The following is an 11322-nucleotide window of genomic DNA, read 5'->3' on the forward strand; positions in this document are numbered from 1 at the left end:
TCGCGTAAGCGTTGCGTAGCAATATGGAAAGATTTGTGGAGTGGGGGACTCAGGGTTGCGGGCTGCCGGTGGTGTCTGTTCGGGATGGCGGGGCGGATCCAGGAGCAGACCAGAACTCATAGGCTGCTTGCGACAAGCTGGCGATCAGCCCTTCGGCTCTGGGGTCGTTGGGGGTTTCTCGCTTCACCCACACCGCCGCCACATAGCGCCGCCCGTTGGGTAAATCCAGGATCCCGGCATCTCCCACCACGGAGCTCAAGGTTCCCGTTTTGTGGGCAATGCGCACCTCTTGGCCCAGATTGGGCCGGAAGTAGGAGGGCCGTTGGGTGCGCCAGAGAATATCCAAAAAGCGGTCGCGGCTGCGGCGGTTCAACATGCGCCCCTGTTCCACCTGGCTGAGCAACCAAACCATGTCGCGCGGGCTGCTGGTGTTGGTGCCCTCCAGATCCGGTAGCCACCAAGAAATTTGCGTGTGTTGTAGTCCCCACTGGCGAAATTTTTGGTTGAGAGCCTCCTGTCCACCCAGGCGATCGATGATCAGATTGGTGGCGAAGTTGTCGCTGAGGGTGCTCATCAGAGTGGCCGCTTCCAAAGCAGAAACCTGGGATCCCAGCGGGCGGGTTTGCAGCACGCCTGCCCCCCCTCCCTTGAGATCTTCCCGCAGGGTGAGCCTCTCATCCAGCCGCACCTGCCCGGTTTCCACAGCCTGGAAAAAAGCCAAGAGAATGGGGATCTTAATCACACTGGCGGCAGGAAAAGCCTGATCCGGCCTAACCCCGGCAAAGGCGCCGGTTTCCACCTCCCAAAACAGGGCTCCTGCCGTCAAACCCGGTTGGTCGGCCAAAGCGGCCAAGCGCTCCTGCAAAGCCGGGATCGCTTCTCCCCGCAGAATGTCACTTGGCAATGCCGGCGGGGGAGGATCCCCAAGCTGCGTCGTGGCCTGTTCTATCCGGCCAGCGGTGGTCGATTGCAGCAGTTGCGAGAGGCCCGCCATCGTCAGGCCCAGGATGAGACTTAAGCTCAGTCCCCTGAGCAACACTTGCCCGAGAGATGGAGAACGTCTCAAGCGGCGAGGCCGGGCAGCCCGTTGGCGCAGACGAGCAATGGCTTTCTGGCGAGCAAGACGCAGCGGTTGAGGACGGGAAACCGACAGGGATCCCCTGGGGGCAGGAAGCAGGCGACCAGAACCTGTTTGCGGCTTTGACCCCTCTGGAGGCGGGACGGCGTTCTTGGCAGGTTGTGAGGGGCGGCGGGGATCCCGCGACTTCTCTGGCAAAGGCCTACGGCCCGCTAGCGCGGATGGATCGGTGCCTTTCCTCTCCCTTGCTCTGGTCATAAGAACGATTGCCTTAACACCATACTTCTGACAGACACTGCTGGCAGTTTCACCGACTCCACTCCGGTGAGCTTGGCTTAATTAAACCCACATTAAACCCACAAATTGGCCAACCTGCCCTGACCTAGATTGCAAAACGCCCATCAAACCGTCCTCGCGACACGAAGTCTAGCAACAACCCCGCCAAAGGCAGGATGAGTCCCTGTTGCCAGAGCATCCACTCGGAGTCGTTTTAAAAACTTAGGTTGATCCGTGACCCCCCTTTCCCTCTGGAAGAGGGGCTGGGAATAGTCGCGGAAGCGGCGCGGAGCGCTTTTGCCAAGTCCAGGAAAACCGTCAGATCTGTTCTCTCTGAGGGGGCTCACACCCATGGGGAGCCAGCTCCCGGCTAGCCCTTGCAGAGCCGATACACGGGCAAAGTGAAATGAAAGCTGCTGCCTTTGCCCAAGGAAGACTCCACCCAAATCTGGCCGTAGTGAGCGCGCACGATCCGTCGGCAGAGGGAAAGGCCGATGCCATAGCCCTCCTGCTGTTGATCCCGGGACAGACGGACAGAATCGGAGAAGATGCTCTCTTGGTCGGCTTCCGGGATCCCAGGGCCAGTATCGCTGACGGTCACCTGCACCTTTTGGCTGGTGCGATGGAGGACATCGAGGCGGATGGATCCCCCGGCAGGGGTGTACTTGATGGCGTTGTCCAGCAGGTTGAACAGAACTTGGCGGATCTTGTCGGGATCCACGTGAACAGAGGGCAGATCCACGGGAATATCCGCTTGAAACTGCAGCCGCTTGCCTTGAATGCGCGGCCATAGCTCCTCGATCACCGCCTGACACAAGCCGGGCAACTGGGTTTCTACGGCTCGAATCCTCAGCTCCGAGGCAGCGCCACGGGCCGACTCCAGGATATCGGTGATCATGCTGTCCATCTTGCGCAGTTGCTGGCGGGCATGGTCGAACAACTGCCGTTCCAGCGCTTTGTCCAGGGATCCCTCGCGCCCCTGCTGCAGGGTTTCGACCGCCAGAGCCGTGGCCGTCAGGGGACTGCGCAAATCATGCACCAGCATGGCCAGAACGCGATCTTTGAAGTCCAACTGCTCCCGCAATTGGGCCCGCTCCTGCCGCAGCAAAAACACCTCTTCCGACATTTGCAACAGTGCCTCAGTGGTTGGAGGGGAGGTGGGATGCTGTCCTGCCCCCTCTTGTTCGCGGAAGCGGACCGTAGGTCCATGGGCGGCCAAAGCCGCTTGGCCTTGCCAACGAGGCCACCACACTTCCAACTGCGTCGCCAAGTCTGCGCCCGCCAAAACTTGAGCGGGCAAGGGCTCAGCCTTGACCAGAGCCGGAGTGGCCACCAGCTTGTAATGCTCTGCCAGGTAGGGGTGCTCCTCCAGCGGCACCACTTCCAGTTGGGCAGGGTATTGGCCGGGCAACCCCTGGATGTGCTGGCGCAGATGTTCCTCAAGTTCGGCAACGACAGCTCGACTCTTGGCAAACAACAGCAGGCGAATGACAGAACGAGCGGAGGTGAGGTCTGGCGAAGTCTGCATAGGCCAAAGTCCAGTCGCGTTAGCGCTCGCGATAGCGGTGCGTAGCACATTGCGTAGCATTAAAGCCAAAGGTTGGCGTTTCAGCAGCCGGGATTGCCGTGCGCTCGTTCGCGGAAGCGGACCGTAGGTCCAACCGTAGGAGCCATTGGTGCTTGTTCCTTCCTAACACCTAATCTTGGGAAAAGCTTAAGAAGCGACATGGAGTGTAACAAGAAAGACCTTTCAGGGTGTGGCTTTCCCGCCCTAGGAACAACTGCAAGAGGGTATAGCCAGGACACTCTCGCGGAACTCAGTGAAAACTTAGTGAAACAGGTAGGCCAGCCCCACCAGCAGGGCCACCAACCCCACCGCTGTCAGGGTGAAGTGAAGCAGGGAAGTCTTGCCTTTGCGCACCATGTTGCGCATGGCCAGGCGGGTGTAACTCAGCTGGGGGGGGGATCCCGCCCCAACCGAAGGAGAATCTGCAGAAGAAGGCTGCGCCATCAGGATAACCAGAGCGATAATTTACCCTACCTTCAGGCTAGCTTAATCTGCTCCTCCGGATAGAGGTGTTTCCCAAGCTTCGACCTTCCCGCTGAAGAAGGGCCATAGCTGTCGCGCGGGGATCTTCCGGTGCCAAAATAACGACAGCATCCCCCTCTTTTGCCCCCCATGTTGCAAGTTCAGCATCTTTCCTACCATCCGGCAGGCGTTTCCCAGCCCATTCTCAACGATCTTTCCTTTGAGTTGGGCCTGAACCAGTTGGGGCTGATCGTGGGCAAAAGTGGGGCGGGCAAGAGCACCCTGCTGGAGATTTTGGCTGGCTTGGCGCGGCCCACCCAAGGACGGATTACCTGGGGAGGGGCAGAACTTTCCCCCAACCGCTTGCGCAGCATGGCGGGGTTGGTGTTTCAGTTTCCAGAGCGCCACTTTTGCGGCTTGACGGTGCTGGAGGAAATGCGCTTTGGTTATCCAGAGCTACAGAGAAAAGAGATCGAAAACGCCCTCAGACAGGTGGGATTGGAAGGGATCCCTCTACATACCTCCCCAAACCGCCTCAGCGGCGGGCAACAGCGGCGCTTGGCCCTGGCCGTCCAGTTGATCCGTGGCCCGTTTTTGCTGTTGCTGGATGAGCCGACGGCGGGATTGGATTGGTCGGTGCGACGGCAGTTGATCGAGCTGTTGGCTCGGCTAAAGTCCACCTGGACGGTGTTGGTGGTTTCCCACGACCCGGAGGAGCTGTCCTCCATTGCCGATGTGCGGTGGACATTGCAGGCGGGATCCCTGAAGCTGTTGCCGACGGAGGCTTTGCTTCACAGGTAGCGGCGGGGATCCACCGGTTGGCCGTTGACGCGCACTTCAAAGTGAACATGGGGCCCGGTGGAGAGGCCGGTGGAGCCGGAAGCAGCAACAACTTGCCCCCGCTGCACCTGCTGGCCTACCCCAACGGCAACGCGGCTGTTGTGGGCGTACAGGGTGGTGATGCCGCCGCCGTGATTCACAATCACCGTGTAGCCATAGCCGCCGTACCAGCCGGCGTAGATGACGGTGCCCCGGTCGGAGGCTCTCACCGCAGTGCCGGTGGGCACACCAAAATCGATCCCCGCATGAAAGCGGCGACTGCGGTAGATGGGGTGAACCCGCCAGCCAAAGCCACTGGTGATCGGCCCGCGCACCGGAGCGATGAATCGGCCCGTCCCTTGAACGGGATCCCTGCCCCCCTGCTGTTGGGCCTGCTGGGCGATCAGTTGCTGGATGAGGAGAGTCAACTGTTGGGAATCGGCTTCCAGCCGCCGTTGGGCTGCTTCATAGGCCGCGCGTTCGTTGGCCAAGCGGCTCAACAGCTGCTCTTGGGCGACCGCCTGCTGCTGCAGTTGGTTCTTCTGGGCGGCCAGCTCCTGCAAAATCAAAGAGATCTCGTTGCGCTGCATCTCCAGAGCAATGCGCTGTTGATCCACCTCTTTGGCCATTGCTTGCAGCTCTTGGATCAACTGCCGATCCGCCTCGATCAACAGTTGCAGTTGGTGGCGGCGGTCGAAAAACTCGTTCAAGTCACGGCTGGTGAGCAGCAAAGCCCACCAATGTTCGGCCCCCTGTCGCTGCATGTAGCGCAAACGGGCAGCCGTGCCCTGTTGCTGCCGTCTCAGGCGGTCTTCCAGCTCCTGTAGCTCCTTTTGAGCTTGCTCCAGGGCTTTCTGGGCTTGTTCCAGACGATACTGATTGTCGCGAAGGCTGGATTCGGTCTGTCGAATGTTTTGCTGCAGGGATCCCATGCGGCGGCGGGCTTCTTCTTCTGCTTGGCGCAGTTCTCCCAAGCGGCGCTGAGTGCTCTGGATTTGGTGCTGGATCTGCTGCTGCCGCTGTTGCAATTGGTTGACATTCTGCGCCTGAGACGGGGCAACCCCCCCCAGTCCCCCCAACAGCAAGAGGGTGAGCAATCCAAGCATCACCCACACTTTCAGTCTGCGTGCCCCACGACTGAGACTCGTCACTCCTCACACCCTCTGCAACCGACCCATCGACCCTAAGGATACAAAGATCCCCACGGATCTGAATCGGGCCTGAGCTGGCTATTTAGGGCTACTCCGAACAGCAACAGAAGAGCCAGACAGTAGCGACTCCACCTCCGGATCCCACAGGCCTGACGGCATGCAACTCAAGCGGCAGCAACCTCAACGGACTAGAAAAACTAGGAAATGACGATAAACTGGCTGCTCACCTGCTGGCAAACCTCACGCTTAGAAGGCCAACCAAAAAGTTGCCTCATACAGACGGGATACCTTGCGGCACCTTTGGTTTGAGGAATCTTCCTCCTCTTCTCTGCTGAGTTCAGCACCGGTTAGGGAGACAACAAGGCCAGAGCAGGAACCAGCAACGCCGTGAAAAGCTGGGAAAAGCAAACACTCCGGCAAAGGCCACGAACGCGCAAACAGTTGCCCCTATAAAACACCGGCTTTGCTTGTTCCTGAGTCATCTGCTAGGCTTTCCCTTGAAAGAAAAGACGTTTAGGCTTTATGGTTTGTCATTATTTCATTGGCAGGCTGACTTTTTCGTTTTTGGATTGCAATTAAACTTAAGCTAAACCCAAGCAACTGCAAAACACTGAGCGGGTATTTTCCTACAGATGGCATTCGAGGATGCTGAGTGCAGTTTCAGAAAAGGGTCACAGCACCCCTGGTTACTCCATCTGTGGCAGCAGCCGCTGATTGCCGTGATCCGCCTCTGGGCCAGCCCAGCCCAGGCCCTAGAGGGATCCATGCTGGCCATCCGGGCCGGGATCCGCCACATTGAAATCACCACGCAAGTTCCCCAATATCTGGAGCTGATTGCCCAACTGCGGCAAGACCACCCGCAGTGTTGGATAGGGGTGGGCACTGTTCTCAATCGACAGATGGCGGAGCAGGCTTGGCAGGCAGGAGCCCAGTTTTGCGTTTGCCCCTTCACCGATGAGCAAGTTATCCGCTGGGGTCGGGAGGTGGGGCTGCCCATCGTGCCCGGTGCCCTCACCCCCAGCGAGATCTGGAGGGCGTGGCAGGCGGGGGCAACGGCAGTAAAGGTGTTTCCGGTGGAGAGCATGGGGGGATCCCGCTACCTGCGCCATCTACAATCGGTGCTGGGATCCCTGCCGTTGATCCCCACAGGGGGAGTCACCTTGGCCAAGGCAGCGGAATACCTGCAAGCAGGGGCCTGGGCAGTGGGCATTGCCGGGGATCTGTTCCCGACAGAGGATTTGGACTCAGGCTGCCATCTGTTGGAGAATCGACTACGACAGGCGCTGCAGCAGCTTGCGGAGCAGAGAAACAAAACCTGGCCCAATCTGGGCAAACCAGTAGAATAAGGGGCGTGGTGTGAGTGAGGCCCGCATGGATGGATTTTTAGATCTCTATCTGCAATTCAACATCCCCAGCCCGGTTGAAGAAGCCACTTGGCGTCATTGGTTTGAGATCTGGCTGAAAGAGCTGGGAGTACAGGAGCCATGCGAGCTCAGCCTTTGCCTCACTTCCGATGAACACATCCGCCAGCTCAACCGCGAGTTTCGCCATCTCGACGAGCCCACCGATGTGTTGGCCTTTGCCGCGCAGGAGATGTTTGCCCCCTTTGAGATCCAAGACGTAACGGGGGTACGCCTGCTGGGGGATATTGTGATTTCGGTGCCCACCGCCCGCGCACAGGCCAAAGCGCAGGGGCATCGTCTCTCGCAAGAGTTGGCCTGGTTGGCCAGCCACGGGTTGCTCCATCTGCTGGGGTGGGATCACCCGGATGAACTGTCCCTGCAGCGCATGTTGCAGCAACAGCGACAGTTGCTCGCAGCCATCCAACTGGATGGGGAGGTGGCCCATGGCCAACAGCCCTAGTCGGTTGCCGGAGCGTTCTCGCCTGGCGGTGTTCCGGCGGCGCGTCCATTCCGGGCCCACCGGTGTAGACCCAGCGCCTATCTCTGAGGCCGATCCCGCAGCAACTGCCGAGCCTTCGGGGATGGATCCCTGGCGACGCCCCCCCTCTTGGCAAGTGGCCGACAACTTGGGCAAAAGTTTCTACTACGCGGGCAAGGGCTTGGTCTATGCCATCCGCACCCAGCGCAACTTGCGCATTCACATGGTGATGGCGGTGATGGCCTTTGGCCTTGGGCTGGGCCTGCGGCTGAGCGCCCTGGAAATGGCCGTGATTAGCCTAACCAGCGGTTTGGTGATGGCGCTGGAGCTGGTGAATACCGCTCTGGAAGCAGTGGTGGATCTCACCCTGGGCAGCAAGTATCACCTCTTGGCCGAGATCGCCAAAGATTGCGCGGCGGCAGCGGTGTTGATGGCGGCAGTGGCGTCCTTGATGGTGGCGGCTTGGCTATTTCTTCCGCCCTTGGTGTTGCTGCTGCAAGATGGCTTCCCGGCAGCAGGGTAGCTCCCCGACTGGAGAGGGAGTTTCCTATCCAGACGGCTGGGAGTGGATCACCACCCGTCCTCCCTGCCGGTCCAGGTTGAGCAGTTTGGCCTCCGCTTCAATATCCAACTGCGCCCAAGCGCTGACCATCGCGGATCCCACCCGTTCCCGATTCTCGGGAGCACAGAGGGCCAGAAGAGTGGGGCCGGCTCCGCTGATCACCACCCCATAGGCTCCGGCAGCCATGGCTGCAGCTTGAACCGTTTTGAACCCGGTGATCAGCTCCATACGCGCCGGCTGGTGCAGCCGATCCTGCAGAGCCACCTTCAGCCAGTCCACCCGCCCCGACTGCAAGCTGCGGATGAGTAGGCCCAGATGGCTGCTGGAAAAAACTGCATCCGCCAAGCTGACGGATTTGGGCAGGATCTCGCGGGCCGCTTGGGTGGAAAGCTTAAAGTTGGGCACTACGGCCAGGATGCCAATGCTCTCATGCCACTCCACGGGACAAAACACCCATTGCCCCTGCTGTCCCTGCACACAAAGCTGACAACTGCCCTGCAGGGCGGGCACCACATTGTCTGGGTGGCCCTCCAAGGCAATAGCCAGTTGTAGAAGGGTTTCGGGAGCTAAGTTGAGTGCTCCAATGGCATTGGCCCCCAGTAAGCCGCCGACAATGGCGGTGGCAGAACTGCCCAACCCCCGCGCCAGGGGCACGTTGAGGGTAATTTCGATTTCTACCCCCGGCACAGGCTTACTCAGCAGCTCAAAGGCGCGGCAAAAAGCCCGGTACACCAGGTTGTCCTTGCTTTGGCTGATGTGGTCGCTGCCGCGGTAGTGGATGCTGAGGCCAGAAGGGATCTCGCGAAAATGGAAGTGATTGTAGAGCTCTAGGGCTGCACCGATGCAGTCGAACCCTGGCCCCAAGTTGGCGGTGGTGGCCGGGACGATGACCTCTACGCGTTCTTTGACCAAGGGGACAACTCCTCAGTGAACGGTGGGTAACTCAATGTCTGCGGGCTCCCATTATCCTACGAACGATGGCCAGACCTTGGATATTCTCGCCACCTCTGCTCGGTCTGCAGCTCGCCGAGGCAAACGCGCTGATCCAGCGGAGCTTTTGGACTATCCCGAAAGGTTTCTGACCATGATTGGTTCTTGTGACTTATTTGTGACTTATTGAGTATCGGGAATGTTGGGCCTGTTTCAACTCCAGCCTTTGCCATTGGCTGAACCCATCAGGGATCCTGAAAGAAGTGCGGGAGGGATCGGGGGGTGCAGGGGCTGTCTTGGTTGGTGTTGGGTTTGAGCTATGTCGGGTTGGGACTGGGATCCCTGCCTAGGTTGCGTATGAACCGGGCCACCATCGCCCTGGTGGGATCCGCCCTGTTGATCGGCTTGGGGACCTTGTCGCTACGGCAGGCTTGGGAAGCCATTGACCCGACCACGATTGTGTTTCTCCTGAGCATGATGGTGGTAAATGCCAGCTTGTCCTATGGGGGGGCTTTTCAGTTGGCTTTGCTGGGCTTGATTCGGGTGAGCCGCAGCCCCTTTGGCCTGTTGATCATGCTGGTGTTCGGCAGCGGGCTGCTCTCGGCTTTCCTGCTCAACGACACGCTGGCGCTGGTGTTTACTCCCCTGACTTTGCAGGTCACAACGGTGCTGGGGTTAAACCCGATTCCCTATCTGCTGGGCTTGGCGGCAGCCACCAACCTGGGATCCGTCGCCACCCTGAGCGGCAACCCGCAGAATATCCTGATCGGCTCCTTCTCTGGGATCGGCTATCTGGAGTTTGCTGCCCAGATGACCCCCATTGCCGTGGTAGGGCTGCTGCTGGAAGTGGGGTTGCTGTGGTTGTACTACCCTGAGGTGCGCTCGTTGAAACCCTTTGCTCGGGTGCCTTGGCTGCCGCTGCGGCTCTACCCGCCCCTGTTGCGCAAGAGCGTGGTGATTACGGGGGGGCTGTTTGTGGCCTTTGTAGCCGGACTTCCCTTGGCAGAATCGGCTTTGGTGGCGGCGGCCCTGTTGTTGATTACCCGTAGGCTGAAGCCAGAGCGATTTTTGGAGCAGGTGGACTGGAATCTGCTGGTGATGTTTTCCGGGCTGTTCATCCTAACGCGGGCAACGGGAGAGCTGGTAACTGCTTGGGGGATGAGCTTGGGATCCTTGGCAGAGAGTCTGGCGGGATCCCCTCTTGCCCTGCTGAGTAGTGTGGCCGTTTTATCCAACCTCATCTCCAATGTGCCGGCGGTGCTGTTGCTGCAATCGTTCCTGCCCCGACAGGAGACCACCGCTTGGCTGTTGCTGGCTGCTGGCTCCACTTTGGCAGGCAATTTGACACTATTTGGGGCGGTGGCCAATTTGATCACAGTCGAGGCAGCGGCCAAAAAAGGCTATGTGCTTTCGTTTGGGGAACATCTGCGCTTTGGCCTGCCCCTCACTCTCCTAACCCTGGGGTTCAGTGGGTTGTGGCTGTGCCAGCCTTTCCTGTCTTCTCCACCGCTCAGATGACCTCTGTCGAGGGATCCAGTGGGGCTGTGACTGGCTTGTCGGGATCCCTGTGTATGATGGGAAAAAGAGTTTAAGAAACGTAACGTGTCTTCTCCGCTATCGCAGGCAGTTATTTTGATCACAGGGGCAACGGGGGGTATCGGCAGCGTCCTGGTGCCCATGCTGGCTCAGGCCGGATCCCATCTGGTCTTGGCCGCTCGGCGAGAAGAGCCCCTGCGAGCTCTGGTGGAGAAATCAGCCTCTTTGGGGGCTGCCTCTGGAGTGGGGATCCCCACTGATGTGACGGACTATGCCCAGGTAGAGGCCCTGGTCAACCAAACGGTGCAAAAGCATGGGCGCATTGACGTGCTGATTAACCTGGCCGGGGCCGGGATCCTGAAGCCTGCTCCCCAGCTAACCCCCGCAGACCTGGAGCGAATGCTGGCGGTCAACCTGAAGGGCAGCTTCTACACCAGCCAACTGGCTGCCAACCCCATGCGGGAGCAAAAATCCGGCCACATCCTCAATTTTCCCGGCGTCCTTGGACGTTATCCCATGGCGATGGCCTCTGCTTACTGTGCGGCCAAGTTTGGGGTGGTCGGGTTTAGCAAGTGCATGGCCGATGAGCTGAAGCGCTTTGGGGTCAGATTTACGCTGTTTTACTTCGGGGGCATCGACTCACCCTTCTGGGATCCCATCAGCCTGAAGGTGCAACGAGACAAGATGCTCAGCCCTGCCACGGCTGCGGAAGCCATCTGCTTTGCCCTTACAGCGCCCGCTGGTGCTGTACCGAGCGAGATAGTGTTGCAGCCGGAAAGCCACCAATTCCTTTGACCAAGTGTTTTGCCGTCCTTTTGCTGGGGTTGAGGCGGCAGCAGCTTGTCTTTTGGTGAAACAAGCGCTCGAGTTTCTCTCTTGGGCTCCCCCCGTCTCAATCTTGCTCTCTGCAGCCCAAAGCGCCAGCAGGGATCCTCATTTCTTGGCGGCAACGTTGGATCAGATCTCCCGACACCCCCACCAACCGTCCTAGCCATTCGTCCGGCACAGAAGCAAGCAACGCCGGCCCAAACTGGTAAACTACCCGGCTCCGACCGCTAAG

General features: G+C 59.3%; 11 protein-coding genes. 6 read left to right on the forward strand and 5 right to left on the reverse strand.

What is annotated here, in order from left to right:
- Window positions 1–49 precede the first annotated feature (49 nt).
- The 3 genes from NW818_RS04000 to NW818_RS04010 form a co-directional block, all read right to left on the reverse strand.
- Window positions 50–1276, reverse strand: coding sequence for a serine hydrolase (locus tag NW818_RS04000; protein WP_414423891.1), 1227 nt, complete (start codon window positions 1274–1276; stop codon window positions 50–52).
- A gap of 448 nt (window positions 1277–1724) precedes the next feature.
- Window positions 1725–2882 (reverse strand): histidine kinase, encoded by a 1158-nt coding sequence (locus NW818_RS04005; protein WP_414423892.1) that lies wholly within the window; start codon window positions 2880–2882, stop codon window positions 1725–1727.
- Between the two features lie 300 nt (window positions 2883–3182).
- The gene (locus NW818_RS04010) at window positions 3183–3365 is read right to left on the reverse strand and encodes a DUF3285 domain-containing protein (protein ID WP_414352125.1); all 183 of its coding nucleotides are present in this window, start codon (window positions 3363–3365) and stop codon (window positions 3183–3185) included.
- A gap of 168 nt (window positions 3366–3533) precedes the next feature.
- Here NW818_RS04010 and NW818_RS04015 point away from each other — a divergent pair, with 168 nt between their 5' ends.
- Complete coding sequence (locus NW818_RS04015) at window positions 3534–4184, forward strand: ABC transporter ATP-binding protein (RefSeq protein ID WP_011433492.1); 651 nt, start codon at window positions 3534–3536, stop codon at window positions 4182–4184.
- Here the strand turns inward: NW818_RS04015 and NW818_RS04020 are convergent.
- Complete coding sequence (locus tag NW818_RS04020) at window positions 4175–5308, reverse strand: murein hydrolase activator EnvC family protein (RefSeq protein WP_414423893.1); 1134 nt, start codon at window positions 5306–5308, stop codon at window positions 4175–4177. The two genes, NW818_RS04015 and NW818_RS04020, sit on opposite strands and share 10 nt — an antisense overlap.
- A 677-nt stretch (window positions 5309–5985) precedes the next feature.
- Between NW818_RS04020 and NW818_RS04025 the strand changes: the two genes are divergently transcribed.
- Genes NW818_RS04025 through NW818_RS04035 form a run of 3 tightly spaced genes read left to right on the forward strand, consistent with a single transcriptional unit; the run spans window position 5986 to window position 7757 of the window.
- Entirely contained in the window at window positions 5986–6699 is a 714-nt protein-coding gene (locus NW818_RS04025; protein ID WP_414423894.1) for a bifunctional 4-hydroxy-2-oxoglutarate aldolase/2-dehydro-3-deoxy-phosphogluconate aldolase, read from the forward strand.
- A gap of 25 nt (window positions 6700–6724) precedes the next feature.
- Window positions 6725–7216, forward strand: coding sequence for an rRNA maturation RNase YbeY (ybeY, locus tag NW818_RS04030; protein ID WP_414352127.1), 492 nt, complete (start codon window positions 6725–6727; stop codon window positions 7214–7216).
- Entirely contained in the window at window positions 7200–7757 is a 558-nt protein-coding gene (locus tag NW818_RS04035; protein ID WP_414423895.1) for a diacylglycerol kinase family protein, read from the forward strand. Before ybeY ends, NW818_RS04035 begins: the two co-directional genes overlap by 17 nt.
- Window positions 7758–7781: 24 nt before the next feature.
- Here the strand turns inward: NW818_RS04035 and thrB are convergent, their stop codons facing one another.
- Window positions 7782–8708: a homoserine kinase gene (gene thrB / locus NW818_RS04040; protein WP_414329601.1), complete on the reverse strand. Its 927-nt coding sequence runs from the start codon at window positions 8706–8708 to the stop codon at window positions 7782–7784.
- 300 nt (window positions 8709–9008) lie between these two features.
- Between thrB and NW818_RS04045 the strand changes: the two genes are divergently transcribed.
- Together NW818_RS04045 and NW818_RS04050 are read left to right on the forward strand one after the other, a co-directional pair.
- A complete protein-coding gene (locus NW818_RS04045; RefSeq protein WP_414409476.1) occupies window positions 9009–10244 on the forward strand; it encodes an anion transporter in 1236 nt (411 codons plus the stop codon).
- Window positions 10245–10328: 84 nt separating this feature from the next.
- Window positions 10329–11057, forward strand: coding sequence for an SDR family oxidoreductase (locus tag NW818_RS04050; protein ID WP_414423896.1), 729 nt, complete (start codon window positions 10329–10331; stop codon window positions 11055–11057).
- Window positions 11058–11322: the final 265 nt, after the last annotated feature.

Source organism: Synechococcus sp. R6-5, assembly GCF_047461775.1.
Lineage (GTDB): Bacteria > Cyanobacteriota > Cyanobacteriia > Thermostichales > Thermostichaceae > Thermostichus.